Consider the following 14,913-nt stretch of genomic DNA (forward strand, 5'->3'; position numbering starts at 1 on the left):
TGGATCTCGTCTTTCCGGATCTAGCTGAGGTTGGCGCGCTGACCGTCCGCCCCTTCGAGGAGGTTTGAACAGGAACCGAGCGCATCCGTGATGAACTTGATCTGCACACGCGATGACATGACCGCTGGCGCCTCGGCGGGTTGGGAGGCCGCCCGCTCTGCCAGCGCGCGCTCCATGTCGCCGAAGGCGATGCGCGCCTGCGCCGCCCGCCCCTCCGCAAGCGCGGCACTGGCGTCCGACATCAGCCGGCGCTCGACTGCCTCCGCCGGCGTTTTGCGCAGGAGAATCAGGGCCCGACCGAGGACGAAGAGCGTCAGGAGGGAGTTCGCCTGTTCGTCCGTCGCCTGGGGCGGCAGATCCTCGACACGGCGTGTCATCACCGCCGTCCAGCGCGTGGCGTCCCGGGCCTGTGGCCGGCCCGCGAGCCGTCGCAGGTCGCGGATCGAGAGGGCGAGGAGGCGACACGCGCGCACCTCGGGCGACAGCCCCGGAATGATGATGAAGAACAGCGTTCCGATGATGTTGCCCAGGATGATCGTCAGCGCGATGTTGAAAAAAGTGGACGCGTCATAGGAAATCGGGTTCCCGACCCCGATCAGAGGCAGGAGATTGACGGACATCGCCAGGAACAGCGGCGTGTGCCAGCTGCCCGCCTGCATCCAGCCGACCGGCACCAGGAAGAGCGCCAGCATCACGGCGAGCTGCGGGAAGGTGGAGATGGACGGCATGACACCGAAATAGAGCCCGCAGGCGAGACCCACCACGAGGATGGAGCCGATGGTGTAGTCCGTGACGAGCACGCGGGCCTGATCGCCCGCCGGAGCGAAGATCAGGACGGAGATCGCGACGAAGGCAATGGCGAGGGGACCGTGCGGCCATTCGGTGGCGATGGTGAAGGCCGCCGCCGCGGCGACCGCCAAGAAGACACGGAAGCCGCTGAGCAGGGGAGGAAGCGGATCGCCGATGACGACGGTCCACGGTGCGGTCCGGCGTGCCGCTCTTGCACCCATGAGCAAGGCGATGGTTCCTGCTGTCGCTTGGAGGCAAAGGACGAGGTCGCGGGTCGCATCGGCCAGAACTGAGGCGCTGGCGTCATCGTGCGGAAGCGCCTCAAGGGCTCGCAAAGCCTCCGCGCAGGCGCTGCGGAGCCGCTCCGGGTCTCGCCCGAGATCGGCCGGATCGAGGCAGGACAGCAGGGTGTCCAGGCCCGCACGAACGTCGTGGTCCGGTTGGCCGGAGACCTCCTGCTCCAAGGCAATCCTCTGCCAGCCGAGCAACGCCTCCATGAGGCCCGCGCCGGCCTCACGCAGATGACCGCTGCGCGAGCGCAGATATGGGGAATCCGCCATGGCCGCATCGGCTGCGGCCTGAAACAGGCTCAGCTTCCGCAGGACTTCCCTGGGGCTCACGCCTGTCTCGCGCGCGTCTTGCGGCGCGGCGAGGGTCGAACGGAAGCCGCGGACCAACTGGCGGGCCATATCTTCCAGAAGGCTGGCGAAGGCCCTGCGCGCGGCGCCGAAGTCGGTGAGGAGGATGACGAAGAGCGTCGATCCGATGCCGATGCAGATTTCGCTGACACGGACGATGGAGAAAAAGAAGGCCGACGTCGGATCGGCGACGGTGTCGGCGAAGATCACGGCTGCGGTAAAGCCAGCCAGGGCCGCGGCGTAGGACGCAAAATTCCGGAGCACCACGACGGCGACCCCGCACAGGCCGCACCACGCGGCGAGGCAGAAGGCGAGGGTGTATCGGCTCTGGGCGAAGAGCCCGAGCACCGTCACCATGGCCAGCGCGCCCGCCACCGTTCCGATGATGCGCCAGCGTCCTTTCTGCAGGGATGTGCCGAGGTTCGGCTGGCACACGATGGCCGCTGTCGTCGCCGCCCAGAAAGAGTTCTGGAGTTCGAGCGCATAGGTGATGTAGAGCGCCAGACAAACCGACGCCGCAAGCCGGACGCCGAACAGGGCGCGCGGACCCCAGGAGCGAAGACGCGCGCGCAGGGCTCCGGAATTTGTCTCCGGATGACTGTCGAGAGTGCCTTGTACTGTGGAGCTCATTGATGCCGTGCCTTGCTGAACCCATCGAGGCTCTGTTGAGCATAGGTCCTGCCGGGCAGCGGCCAATTATACGCAAGGTAGTGGGGGCCTACCTTGGTTTGACTACACTATCGGGTTAGCCGAGCGAGCCGCCGAGGCGCTGGCCGTAGGCGACGATCGCCGCCCCCACCGGAGCACGTTCGGCGGCATAGGCCGAGAGGGCGGCGTCGATATCCGGGGTGTGGGTGAGCGCATCGCGGAGCGCGAAGGCATCGCCCGCCGCCTTCGCCACGCCCATGGCGGTGTGGGGGCGGGCGACGAAGGCCGCATCGCCCATGAGCGCGACGCGGCCGGAAACCATCTGCGGCGGCGCGTAGTCGAAGATGGCATGGAGAAAGGGGCGCGGCTCGGCCTCCACCACTGCGGCGAAGGCCGGGGGCAGCAGGCGCGCGGAATCGGATTTCATCGCGGCAGCAACGTCCGGGCGCACGCGGCCGGGCGCGAGGGAGGAGGGGCGGCGCACGCCGTCGATGTCGGTGAGAATGCTGTCGAGTTCGTCCGGGGTATAGCGCCGGTACCAGACCCAATTGTAGCGGCGGTGGCCGGCGACGGTGGAGCCGTCCGGGCCGGGCACGAGATAGCCCAGGATGTGCGAGCCCGGCATCTCGTAGAAGGCGAAGCGGTCGAAAAGATGCCCTGCGGCCGCCGACGGCACTTCTGCCTCGGGGACGAGGCCGCGCCAGGTGGCATAGCCCACATAAGTTGGCCGGGACTCCGGGCCCGCAACCGCGCTGCGCAGCGTCGAGCCCACCCCGTCGGCGCCGATGACGAGATCCGCCCGCTCCTCGGTGCCATCGGAATAGGTCACGCGGGCGCTGCCGGGCGCCTGCGTCACGGAAACCGCCTGCCGGTCGATGTGGTAGCGATCATCCGGCAGAAGGTGGCGGAAGGTGCGGAACAGCACGTCCCAGGAGAGCTGGGTCTGGGGCGTGCGCTGGCGATGGATGATGGCGTCAGCCCGGTCGAGATAGATGCGCTCGTGGGCCGTCACTCCCACGTGGGCGAGGTGCTCCACGCCGACTTCCCGCAGGATGTCGAACACCTCGCGCTGGGCGACGAGGCCGGCGCCCCGCCCCTCCAGCCCATGCACCGAGCGTTCCGTCACGCGCACGTCGAAGCCGGCGCGGTGCAGCAGCACGGCGGCGAACAGGCCGCCGATGGAGCCACCGACGATGAGGATGCGAGGGGGCATGGCCTGTCTCTCCTGAACGCTAGACGATGAAATCGATGACGCCGCCATCGACGCGCAGGGCGGCGCCGGTGGTGGCGGAGGCGAGCGGCGAGGCGATGTAGACCGCCATGTTGGCGACCTCCTCAACGCTCGCCGGCCGCTGGATGATGGAGCTTGGCCGGTGGGCCTTTACGAAGTCGGCGCCGGCCTCCTCCAGCGTCTTGCCCGCCGCCACCGCGTCCTTCAGCATGGCGGCGACGCCCTCCGACAGAGTGGGGCCGGGCAGGATGGAATTCACGGTCACGCCCGTGCCCGCCATGCGCTTGGCGAGGCCCCGCGCGAGGGAGACGTCGGCCGTCTTGCTGACGCCGTAGTGAATCATGTCCGCCGGGATGTTGAAGGCGGATTCCGAGCCGAGGAACAGCATGCGCCCCCAGCCGCGCTCCGCCATGCCCGGCAGGTAGGCGCGGGCGAGGCGCACGCCCGACATGACGTTGATCGCCCAATGCCGGTCCCACACCGCGTCGTCGGTCTCGAAGAAGTCGGACGGCTCAAAGATGCCGAGATTGTTCACGACGATATCGAACGCCGGCTCGGCCGCCACCAGCGCGGCGGCGCCGTCCGCGGTGCCGAGGTCGATGGCCTGCCCGCGCGCCGTGCCGCCGATGCGCGCCACGGCCTCTGCCACCTTCGCCTCCGAGCGCCCATTGACGACGACGCTCGCCCCGGCCTGCCAAAGCCCCTTGGCGATGGCGAAGCCGATGCCTTCGCTCGACCCGGTGACGAGGGCGGTCTTGCCCGAGAGATCGATCTTCATGGCTGTCTCCTGTGGGTGTGGCGATGCCGCGCCCGGCGCGGGATCGGGCTCCGTTCAGCGGAGCGGCGGTGGATCCATCATGGCATGGCGGATGCGGCTTGCATCGAGGGGGAGGGTGGCGAGGCGCTGGCCGCTGGCGTCGCGGATGGCATTGCCCAGCGCCGCCCCCATGGGCCCCTGCGCCGCCTCCCCCGCGCCGAGGAAGGGCAGGCCCGGCCGAGGCACGATGTGGACCTCCACGGCGCGGGGCACGCGGGAGAAGCGCAGGATGGGATAGGCCGCCCAGTCCACCGAGGTGATGCGCCGACGATCGAAGCGCACGCCCTCGAACAGCGTCCAGCTCGTCGCCTGCACGATGCCGCCCTCGATCTGGTTGCGCACCCCGTCCGGGTTCACCACCTGCCCGGTGTCCACCGCCGCCACCACGCGCGTGACGAGGAGCCGGCCGGTGTCCGCATCGATGGCGACCTCCAGCGCGATGGCGCAATAGGCCTCGAGGTTCTTGTAGCGCGCGAAGGCGAAGCCGTAGCCGCCTCCGGCGAGGGGCTTCGGCCGGTCCTTCCAGCCGAAGCGCTCAGTGGCGGTGGTGATGACCGCCTTTGCCCGCTCGTCCTGAAGATGGCGCAGGCGGAAATCCACCGGGTCCTGCCCCGCCCGGCGGGCGAGTTCGTCCATGGTGCTCTCGATGGCGAAGACGTTGAGGTAGCCGCCCAGCGAGCGCATGGAGGAGCCGCGCAGCGGCATCTCCGGCAGGAAGTGGTTCACCGCCCGCGCATTGGGCAGCACGTAGAGCGGCACGGCGTTGCGGTCCCCGCCGCCTTCCGGCATGGGCAGGTCCACCGGCGGCGCCGGAGGGAACGGCTCGGCCTTGTCGCGGGCGGCGAGCAAGGTGCCGGGCGGGCCGGGGCGCATCATGTGCGACTGGCTCCACACATCGTGCTGCCATGCGGTGATCGCGCCGTCCGGTCCCAGCGCCGCGCGCACGCGGGCCACCATGCCCGGCCCGAACGGCTCCCAGGCATGCTCCTGCTCGCGCATCCACTGCACGCGCACCGGACGGCCGGGAAGGGCGCGGGCGAGCATCGCCGCGTCGGCGCCGGCGTCGTCCGCGCCGTTCTGGCCATAGCAGCCGGCCCCCTCCGCATGGATGCAGCGCACCTTCTCCGGGGGCATGGCGAGGAGGCCCGCGAGGGCATCGCGCAGCGGATAGACGCCCTGGGTGTGGGTCCACACCGTCATGGCATCGCCCTCCAGATGCGCGATGGCGCAGGAGGGGCCGATGGAGCCATGGGAGAGATAGGGGCGGGTGAACAGGGTATCGAGGGTGAAGGCCGACGCATCCGGCTGCCCCACATCGAGGATGGTGGTGTCCCGCGTGGGCAGGGCCATGAGCGCCTCGGGTAGGCGGGCCTCGTCGGGAAGCTGCGCCGTTTCTTCCCAGCGGGCGAGGGTGGCGAGCCGGCGCATGGCCTGGATCGCCGTCCATTCCTGCTCAGCGATCACCCCCAGGAAGGCGCCGTCGCGCACCACTTTGAGCACGCCGGGCATGGCCTCCACCGGCCCGGCGTCGAGTGCGACCAGCCGGGCGCCGTAGCTCGGCGGGCGCACGATGCGGCCGTGGACCATGCCGGGCAGGCGCATGTCCTGCACATAGGCCGCACCGCCCGTGACCTTCGCCGGGATGTCGACGCGCGGCACGGGGCGATCCATCACCGTGAAGTCGCGCGGATCGGTGACGATCGAGGTGGGCGCGGCGTCCACGTGCAGCAAGGTGTCTGAGACCAGCTCGCCATAAGAGAGCCGAAGGCCGGCGGGGCCGGTGACGATGCCGTCCCGCGCCGTCAAACCCGTGCGGGCGACGCCAGCCCGACGCGCGGCCTCGCCGATGAGGATCTCGCGCACCTGCGCCGCCGCATTGCGGATGGCAGTGCCGGAATCCTGCACCGAGTGGCTGGCTGCCGTATAGCCCTCGTCGGGTGTGCGCCCGGTGTCGGCGGTGATGAGGTCGAGCCGCGAGATGGGCAGCTTCAGCTCTTCCGCCGCCACCTGCAGCAGAGCGGTGCGGATGCCCTGTCCCAGCTCCGCCTTGCCGGTGAAGATGGTGGCGTTGCCGTCCGGCGCGATGCGGATCCAGGCGTCCAGCAGGGGCGTGGCGTCGAGGCTGCCGGGCAGGCCCCGCAGGGGTGTCGCGCTGGCGCCGGTCTCGGTCTGGGCGAAGGCCCGGCCCGACACGCCGAAGGCGAGGATAAGGGCGCCGGTGCCCCGCAGCACGGCGCGGCGGGAGAGGGCCTGTGTCATCGCACGGCCTCCATTTTGTGAGCCATCGCGCGGGCGGCGCGCTTCACGGCGCGGACGATGCGCACATGGGTTCCGCACCGGCACAGGCTGGGTTCGAGGGCGGCGAGGATGGCGGCGTCGTCCGGGTCGCCATCGCGCTCCAGCAGGGCCTGCGCGCGCATGATCATGCCAGCGATGCAATAGCCGCACTGGGCCGCCTGCTCGGCGATGAAGGCGGCCTGCACCGGTCCCGGCGCCTCGGCGCTGCCGAGCCCCTCGAGCGTGCGCACCGCGCGCCCTTCCAGCAGCATCACCGGCGTGACGCAGGAGAAGACCGGTTCCCCGTCCACCAGCACCGTGCAGGCGCCGCACTGGCCGAGGCCGCAGCCGAATTTCGCGCCGTTCAGTTCGAGTTCGCCGCGCAGCACGTAGAGCAGGGGCGTGTCCGGCGCGGCGGCGATGGTGCGGCGCGTGCCGTTGACGGTGAACGTGGTCATGGGGCGCCTTTCGCGGGGTTCACGTTGGTCTGGGGAGCTGCGGCGTGGCGGGCCGCGGTGATGGCGGCGGCGAGGTCCGGCCAGGCCGGCCGCGCGGCGATGTCACGGCGCAGGTAGTCGAGAAGAGCCGTCAGCGCGGTGTCGTCCACCGCGGTGAAGGGCGGCATGACGGGCGCCGCCACGCCGTCCGCCGCCGGAACCCCGCGCAGGATGAGGTTGAGCAGGTTCTGCGGCGTCTCGGCCGCAAGCGCCGTGGAGAGGGCGAGGTCCACGCCGCCGAGCGGCAGCGGCCGGCCGGCCTGGTGGCAGGCCGCACAGGCGGCGGCGAAGACGCGACGGCCCGCGTCGGTATCCGCGGGCAGGGCCATGGCGGGCGCCTGCCAGCCCGCCGACTGCGGCCGCTGGCCGGAGGCATCGGGCGCTGGCGCCTTCGGCATCGCAGTCTTGTTGGCGGGCGTGCCGAGCGAAGCGAGATAGTCCGCCATCGCCTCGATGTCCTGCGCGGGGGCCTCGGCGAGGTTCTCCGTCACCGGCCCCATGGGGCCGAGCGCGACGCCGTGGTCCACCTGCCAGCCCTCGCGCAGATACTGGGCGAGGGCCGCCTTCGTCCACGGCACACGGGCGGGCGACTGCGCGCCCAGGGGATAGGCGGTCCAGCCCTCGGCCTCGCCACCGGCAAAGGCGTGGGAGCGGATTTCCGCGCCCATGAGGTTGCGCGGCGTGTGGCACGCGCCGCAATGGGCGAGGCCCTCCACCAGATAGCGGCCCCGGTTCCATGACGCATCGCGCGCGGGATCGTTCGCGAAGGGCTCGGGATGGAAGAACAGGAGCTTCCAGCCGGCGAGCACGAGGCGGATGTTGATGGGGAAGGGCAGCTGGTTCGCCGGTGCCGTGGCAACCACCGGCGTGCGGGTCATCAGGAAGGCGTAGAGCGCCGCGAGGTCTGCGTCTGTGGTCAGGCTGAAATGGTCGTAGGGAAAGGCCGGATAGAGGTGCCGGCCTTCGCGGTCCACGCCCTCGCGCATGGCCCGCACAAAGGCGGCGAGCGGCCAGCGCCCGATGCCGGTTTCCGGATCGGGGGTGATGTTGGTGGAATAGATCGTGCCGAACGGCGTCGGCATGGCGAGGCCGCCGGCGAAGGTCGTCCCGCCCGGCGCGGTGTGGCAGGTGCGGCAATCCCCGATGAGGGCGAGCGCCGCACCCCGCTCGACCTGCGGACGCTCGAACGCGTCGGCGGGCGGGGGCGAAACCGGGGCGATCTCACCATGCCAGGCGTAGGCCAGCGCGGCGAGCGCGCCGCAGCCGGCGGCAACGAGGGACAGGAGCAATACGCGCTTCATCATCATCCGCACCCTTTCTGGGGGTGCACCATGCGGCTGCCCGGCGCCCTCATCTTTCCGAAACGCACTAAAGGGGCACCCGCCAAACCCAAGTATGAGCAGGCCACGCCTATGGCCGATTTCCCCCGGCCTGTCCCCCCGACACTCTCGCAGCCGACATTGGACACCTGCGACGCAGAAAGGGACGAGGCACTCACATGACTGATCTGCACGACGCTTCCACACATGCCTTGCTGCAGCCGGGCCAGGCCGCGCCTGACTTCACCCTGCCGGCCACGCCCGACCAGAGGCTGTCCCTCTCCGACCTGAGGGGCGCGCCCGTCATTCTCGCCTTCTATCCGGCCGACTGGAGCCCGGTGTGCGGCGACCAGATGGGTCTCTACAACGAGATGCTGCCGGAGTTTCACCGCTCCGGCGCCCAGCTCGTGGGAATCTCCACGGACGGCGTGTGGTGCCACGCGGCCTTCGCGGAGGCGCGCAAGCTGCATTTCCCGTTGCTCGCGGATTTCGAGCCCAAGGGCGAGATCGCCCGACGCTATGGCGCCTACCGCGCGCAGGATGGCGTCGCCCAGCGGGCGCTGTTCGTGATCGATGCCGAGGGCGTCATCCGCTGGAGCTATCTCTCGCCGCTCGGCCTGAACCCCGGCGCGGACGGCATTCTCGATGCGCTCGACGCGCTTGTTCCCACCCCCAAGCCCCCGGCCTCGAACACCCCCGCCCCGAACACCCCCGCCTCGAACATCCATGGAGCGCAGGCATGACGCGACGTCTTCCCCCCGTGAGCGCCACCGACAAGGTGGCCGGGCCGGCCGATGCACCGGTGACCCTGATCGAGTACGGCGATTACGAATGCCCCTATTGCGGCGAGGCCTATCCGGCGCTCAAGGCCGTGCAGGAGGCGATGGGCGCGCGGCTGCGCTTCGTGTTCCGTAATTTCCCGCTGACGGAGATGCACGCCCATGCGCTGCGCGCCGCGCAGTTCGCCGAGGCCGCCGCGGCATCCGGAGTGTTCTGGGCCGCCCATGACATGCTCTACGAGCACCAGGACGCGCTCGATGTGGCGAGCCTCACGGCCTATGGCACGCAGCTCGGCATCGAGCGCCGCGTGCTGCAGGCGGCCTTCCAGGGTCGATACGACGCCATCATCCAGCAGGACTTCGTCGGTGGCGCGCGCGCCGGCGTGAACGGCACGCCGTGCCTCTTCATCAACGGTGTCCGCTACGACGGGCCGAGGGACAGGCAGAGCCTGATCGAGGTGCTCGATCGCGCTGCCGCCACCGCAGAGATCGACGTCCCGGCCTGAGCCCGGATGCACCCGCCCGAGGAGGCAATCATGATCTTCAAGCAGACTTCAACGCTGCGTCCCGGTGCGCCCGTGCTCGCCGACGCCACGCCTGAGCCCGGCACGCTGGGGTTCGGCGCCACGCTCGCCATGGCCACGGCAGCCGGCCTCGCGGTGGCGAACATCTATTACAACCAGCCCATGCTCGCGCTGATCGAGCAGGATCTGCCGGGCGCGCTCACGGGGGCCATTCCCACCGCCACCCAGCTCGGCTACGCCATCGGCCTCGTGCTGCTCGTTCCGCTCGGCGACCTCGTGGAACGCCGGCGCCTGATCGTGGTGCAGTTCGTGCTGCTGGCGGCGGCGCTGGTGCTGGCCGCGGTGGCGCCCACGGCGCTGCTGCTCGTGGCGGCCTCGCTGGCGGTGGGGCTCGCCTCCACGGTCGCCCAGCAGATCGTGCCCCTCGCCGCCCATTTCGCGGCGCCCGAGAAGCGGGGCGCGACGGTGGGCACGGTGATGGCGGGGCTGCTGACGGGCATCCTCCTCAGTCGCACCGTGGCCGGCTTCGTCGCCTCGCACGGCGGCTGGCGGGAGATGCTGTGGCTCGCGGCGCCCATGGCGCTGGGCGGCGCGGTGCTGATGGCGGTGACGCTGCCCAGCAGCAAGCCGGACTCGCGCCTGAGCTATCACCGGCTGCTCCATTCCGTGTGGCAGCAGTGGCTGGATTTTCCCGCGCTGCGGCTTGCGGCGATCACGCAGGCGGCGCTGTTTGCGGCCTTCACCGTGTTCTGGACCATCCTCGCCTTCCGGCTCGCCGAGCCGCGCTTCGGCCTCGGCGCCGAGGTGGCGGGATTGTTCGGCCTGGTGGGCGCCGTCGGCATTCTCGCCGCGCCGCTGGCCGGCCGGTTCGCGGACAAGCGCGGCCCGAGGCTGGCGGTGATGGTGGGCTCCATCGTCACGCTCGCCGCATGGGTCGTGTTCGGCGCGTGGGGATCGCTTGTCGGGCTGATCGTCGGCGTGATGCTGCTGGATTTCGGCATGCAGAGTGCCCTCGTCTCCAACCAGCACATCGTCTTTGCCCTGCGGCCGGAGGCGCGGGCGCGGATCAACACGGTGCTGATGAGCGCCATGTTCCTCGGCGGCTCCATCGGCTCGGCTACCGCGACGCTCGCCTGGGGGGCCGGCGGCTGGTTCCTCGTCACGGTGCTGGGGACGGCGTTCGCCGCCTTCGCCGTCGGCCTCCAGCTGCTCGCGGCCCGCAGCCGCCGGGCCGATCCCTCACACTGATCGGCCGTTGGCCGGAAGAAGGGTCAAGGAGGCTCCGCCATGCGCACGGCACGCTGTTTTGCCCTTCTTCTGGCCGTCGCCCTGTGGCCGTCGCGCGCCCTCTGCGCCGACAGCTTCTACGCCATCCCGGACGGCGCGAGGCAGGGACCGCCCGGCACGCTCCTGAAGGCGGAGCCCGTTCCGCCGCCGCCGGGCGCAGGCGCCGCCTATCGCATCATCTATCGCTCGCGCAATCACGCCGGTCGCCCGGTGGCGATTTCCGGCCTCGTCGCACTGCCGCCGATCGGCCGCACCGATGGCGGGCGACCGCTGGTGGCGTGGGGGCACGGCACGAGCGGGGTGGCGACGCGGTGCGCGCCCTCCCGCAATCCGCCGCAGGCCTTCGCCCGCATCGGCGGCCTCGCCGATCTGCTGGCGCGGGGCGTGATCGTCGCGGCGACCGACTATGGTGGGCTGGGCGAGGCAGGCCAGCATTCCTATTTGCTCGGCACGAGCGAGGCGCATGCCATGATCGACGCCGTGCGCGCGGCCCGCCGCCTTCCCGGTGCCGATGCGGGAGAGCGCTACGCGGCCTGGGGCTTCTCGCAGGGCGGCCATGCCGCGCTGTTCACCGCCGCCACCGCCCGCGCCTACGCGCCGGAGCTGCACCTCGCGGGTGTCGCCGCGGCGGCCGCGCCGACGGAGCTGCGTCGCCTGCTGCGCGACGATATCGGCACCCTGCCGGGGCAGGTCGTGGCCTCCTTCGCCGCGTGGTCCTGGGGACAGGCCTATGGATTGCCGCTCGACGGCATCGTTCGTCCGCAGGCGATCGGGACCGTGGACGGGATCGCCGCCGATTGCAGCCTCGACCCAGCCGGCGACGTGGTGCTCGGCCTCTCCGCGCTGGGCTATGCCCAGACGGGCTTCCTGCGCGGCGCCGCCGACCGGCGGCCCGGCTGGGATCAGCTGATCGCGCGCAATTCAAATCCGGACCCGAAGGGCGTGCCCGTCTTATTCGCGCAGGGGAGCCTCGATTCCCTCGTGGAGCCGGCCACCACGCGGGACTATGTGAGCCGCCTGTGCCGGGCCGGGACATCCGTCACCTATGTGGAAGTGCCGTGGGCGTCCCATGGCGGGGTGGTCAAGGCCGTGGCGCCCATGGCCGTGTCCTGGCTTCTCGCACGGCTTTCGGGCGCGCCCGTACCGAACGGCTGTTCGCGGGCTGGCCACTGAGCTGGCCGGGATGGGGGATGCTGAAAAACTGCCACTTATATTGATGTGCGATCCAATATACACGCGTATAAGCTCATTTATCCTATCCCTATTCTAGAGTAGTCTTGTGTCGGTGCTGGATCTCAGGCTGTGCCCTGCCTGCCGTCACGGACAGATTCATCCTGGAATACAGCGAGAGGAACAGGACCATGCCTTACGTCACCACCAAAGACGGCGTCGACATCTTCTACAAGGACTGGGGGTCGCAGGAGGCGCAGCCCATCGTCTTCCATCACGGCTGGCCGCTTTCCTCCGACGACTGGGATGCGCAGATCCTGTTCTTCCTGCAGCACGGCTTCCGGGTCGTCGCCCACGACCGGCGCGGACATGGCCGCTCGGCGCAGGTGAGTGACGGCCACGACATGGACCATTACGCCGCCGATGCCGCCGCGGTTATGGAGCATCTCGACCTGCGCAACGCCGTGCATATCGGCCATTCCACCGGCGGCGGCGAGGTGGCGCGCTATGTGGCGCGGCACGGCCAGCCGCAGGGGCGCGTGGCCAAGGCGGTGCTGGTGAGCGCCGTGCCGCCGCTGATGGTGAAGACTGCCACCAATCCCGGCGGCACCCCCATCGAGGTGTTCGACGGCTTCCGCTCCGCGCTCGCGGCCAACCGCTCCCAGTTCTTCATGGACGTGGCGTCCGGCCCCTTCTACGGCTTCAACCTGCCCGGCGCGACGCCGGTGCCGGGCGTGATCCAGAATTGGTGGCGTCAGGGCATGACCGGCGGCGCAAAGGCGCACTATGACGGCATCAAGGCCTTCTCCGAGACCGACCAGACCGAGGATCTCAAGCTTATCACCGTGCCGACCCTCGTCATGCACGGGGATGCCGACCAGGTGGTGCCCATCGATGATGCCGCCCGGCTGAGCGTGAAGCTGCTGAAGAACGGCACGCTGAAGGTCTATGCCGGCTATCCCCACGGCATGCTGACCGTCCACGCCGGCGTCATCAATCCCGATCTGCTCGCCTTCGTGAAGGCCTGACGGGCTGACGCGCGCAGCGCCGGTTGCGGTCGTCCCGCACCGGCGCTGCCGTCCGCTCCCGCGGGTGGACGAGACTTTCGACGAGATCTGAAACGTGAGCGCGCCCACGCACGCGCCGCGTGCGCACGGCGCCGAGACAGGGCGGTGGTGCGCATGACCGACATTCGCTACATCCTCGTGCTGCTTGCCGGCGTCGTCCTCACCAACTGGATGGGCCGCGTGCTGGGCGACCGCGTGGCGCTGCCTCTCATTCAGGTTGCGGTGGGCGCCGCCATCGGCTCCGTCACCAGCCTCGGCGCGCCGCTGAAGCCCGACCAGTTCTTCCTCATCTTCCTGCCGCCGCTCCTGTTCTTCGACGGGTGGCGCGTGTCCAAGACGGACCTTGCAGCGAACGCTCCGCTCATCCTGTCCATGGCGCTGGGGCTGGTGGTGGTCACGGTCGGCTGCGTGGGGCTGATGCTCCATTGGCTCATCCCGGCGATGCCGCTGGCCGTGTGCTTCGCGCTCGCCGCCGTGCTGTCCCCCACCGATGTGGTGGCGGCCGGCGCGGTGGCGCGGCACATTGCCATTCCGCGCGGCGTGCTGCGCCTGCTGGAGGGCGAGGCCCTCTTCAACGATGCCGCCGCGCTGATCTGCCTGCGCCTCGCCATCGCCGCGGTGGTGACGGGGACGGTGCCGGTGCTCGATTCCCTCGTCGGCTTTGTCTGGGCGGCCGGCGGCAGTATCGCCATCGGCATCGCCTTCAGCTGGATGGTGGCCACGGCCAAGGCCTTCATGGTGCGCCGGGTGGGCGAGGACACCTCCGGCCAGATCCTCATCAGCCTGCTCATTCCCTACGGCGCCTATCTGCTGGCCGAAGCCGCGGGCAGCTCCGCCGTGCTCGCCGCCGTGGCCGCCGGCATGATGATGAGCCGCATCGAGGTGTCCGGTCGCGCGCTGCCCCTCACGCGCCTTCGGCGCAACGCGGTGTGGGAGACGCTGCAGTTCACCCTCAACGGCGTCATGTTCCTGCTGCTGGGCGAGCAGATGCCGGGCATCCTCAGCGGTGCGGCGCGCAGCATCGCCGAGGGCGGGCACCACGCCGTGGGGTGGCTCGGGCTCTATGTGGCGGCCACGGTTCTCGCGCTCGCAGCTTTGCGCTTCGCGTGGGTGCTCGCCGCGCTCTGCTGCTGGCCCGCCAGCCGGGGGCAAAGCGGCGCGCCGCGCCCTATTCCGCGATGGCGCCTGGTGGCGGTGATGGCGTTCGGCGGGGTGCGCGGCGCGGTCACGCTCGCCGCCGCGCTCAGCCTGCCGCTGGTCTTGACGGGCGGCGTGCCTTTTCCCGCACGGGATCTTGCCGTGTTCATCGCCGCCGCGGTCATTCTCGTGTCTCTGGCGCTTGCCAACGTGGCGTTGCCCATCCTCCTGCGGGGCATTGATGTGCCGCCCGATGTCGCCGATGCGACGCAGGAGCGCGATGCCCGCGCCGAGGCGCTGCAGGCCGCCCTGGACGCGCTCGCGGAGACGGCCGAGACGCTGACGGCCGGGGCCGACGCGCCGACCGTCGCCGCCATCGTGGCCGACCATTACCGGCATCGCCTCGCCCAGCTTCAGGCCGAGGGTGTCGATGGCGGAACGGCCGCGTGGCCGGAAGAGCGGCGGATGCATCTCCTCGCCATCCAGGCTGAGCGCCGATCCATCGTCGGCCTCGTCCAGCGCCGGCGCATCCCCATCGATCTGGCGCACAAGCTGCTGCGGGAGACCGATGCCGAGGAGGTCGCCCTGCCCGTGGCGCCCGGCATGGCCGATGGTTGAGGGGGCGGAATGACGAAAAGTAAACTGACGTATAGTTCGGCGAAACATCGATATTCATGGAATGAATTTGAGTTCGATACCGGCGAAGGCCGCGGAATGTAAAACTAAATCATCG

Annotated in this window: 12 protein-coding genes; 6 read left to right on the forward strand and 6 right to left on the reverse strand. The window is 70.2% G+C overall.

Going from position 1 to position 14,913, the window contains the following annotated elements:
• Positions 1-20: 20 nt before the first annotated feature.
• From A37E_RS0115560 to A37E_RS0115585, 6 genes are read right to left on the reverse strand one after another with little or no spacing between them, the layout of a single operon-like run.
• Positions 21-2,123: an FUSC family protein gene (locus A37E_RS0115560; RefSeq protein ID WP_156026341.1), complete on the reverse strand. Its 2,103-nt coding sequence runs from the start codon at positions 2,121-2,123 to the stop codon at positions 21-23.
• A gap of 49 nt (positions 2,124-2,172) precedes the next feature.
• Complete coding sequence (locus A37E_RS0115565; RefSeq protein ID WP_029557448.1) at positions 2,173-3,288, reverse strand: FAD binding domain-containing protein; 1,116 nt, start codon at positions 3,286-3,288, stop codon at positions 2,173-2,175.
• A gap of 19 nt (positions 3,289-3,307) precedes the next feature.
• The gene (locus tag A37E_RS0115570) at positions 3,308-4,084 is read right to left on the reverse strand and encodes an SDR family oxidoreductase (protein ID WP_029557449.1); all 777 of its coding nucleotides are present in this window, start codon (positions 4,082-4,084) and stop codon (positions 3,308-3,310) included.
• A gap of 54 nt (positions 4,085-4,138) precedes the next feature.
• On the reverse strand, positions 4,139-6,382 hold the full coding sequence (locus A37E_RS0115575) for a molybdopterin cofactor-binding domain-containing protein (protein ID WP_029557450.1): 2,244 nt from the start codon (positions 6,380-6,382) through the stop codon (positions 4,139-4,141).
• Entirely contained in the window at positions 6,379-6,858 is a 480-nt protein-coding gene (locus A37E_RS0115580; RefSeq protein WP_029557451.1) for a (2Fe-2S)-binding protein, read from the reverse strand. The genes A37E_RS0115575 and A37E_RS0115580 overlap by 4 nt, the downstream gene beginning before the upstream one ends.
• On the reverse strand, positions 6,855-8,204 hold the full coding sequence (locus A37E_RS0115585) for a cytochrome c (RefSeq protein ID WP_245279346.1): 1,350 nt from the start codon (positions 8,202-8,204) through the stop codon (positions 6,855-6,857). The genes A37E_RS0115580 and A37E_RS0115585 overlap by 4 nt, the downstream gene beginning before the upstream one ends.
• A 191-nt stretch (positions 8,205-8,395) precedes the next feature.
• Between A37E_RS0115585 and A37E_RS0115590 the strand changes: the two genes are divergently transcribed.
• The 6 genes from A37E_RS0115590 (at position 8,396) to A37E_RS0115615 (ending at position 14,798) form a co-directional block, all read left to right on the forward strand.
• The gene (locus A37E_RS0115590) at positions 8,396-8,959 is read left to right on the forward strand and encodes a peroxiredoxin (protein ID WP_081837625.1); all 564 of its coding nucleotides are present in this window, start codon (positions 8,396-8,398) and stop codon (positions 8,957-8,959) included.
• Positions 8,956-9,501, forward strand: a complete 546-nt coding sequence (locus tag A37E_RS0115595; RefSeq protein WP_029557454.1) for a DsbA family protein — start codon at positions 8,956-8,958, stop codon at positions 9,499-9,501. Before A37E_RS0115590 ends, A37E_RS0115595 begins: the two co-directional genes overlap by 4 nt.
• A 129-nt stretch (positions 9,502-9,630) precedes the next feature.
• On the forward strand, positions 9,631-10,767 hold the full coding sequence (locus A37E_RS0115600; RefSeq protein WP_245279460.1) for an MFS transporter: 1,137 nt from the start codon (positions 9,631-9,633) through the stop codon (positions 10,765-10,767).
• A 39-nt stretch (positions 10,768-10,806) separates the two neighbouring features.
• Complete coding sequence (locus A37E_RS0115605; RefSeq protein WP_029557456.1) at positions 10,807-11,979, forward strand: lipase family protein; 1,173 nt, start codon at positions 10,807-10,809, stop codon at positions 11,977-11,979.
• Positions 11,980-12,167: 188 nt separating this feature from the next.
• Positions 12,168-13,004, forward strand: coding sequence for an alpha/beta hydrolase (locus A37E_RS0115610; RefSeq protein WP_029557457.1), 837 nt, complete (start codon positions 12,168-12,170; stop codon positions 13,002-13,004).
• 153 nt (positions 13,005-13,157) lie between these two features.
• Entirely contained in the window at positions 13,158-14,798 is a 1,641-nt protein-coding gene (locus A37E_RS0115615; RefSeq protein ID WP_029557458.1) for a Na+/H+ antiporter, read from the forward strand.
• The last annotated feature ends 115 nt before the right edge of the window (positions 14,799-14,913 follow it).

The sequence above is a fragment of the Xanthobacter sp. 91 genome (genome assembly GCF_000702385.1).
Lineage (GTDB): Bacteria > Pseudomonadota > Alphaproteobacteria > Rhizobiales > Xanthobacteraceae > Xanthobacter > Xanthobacter aminoxidans.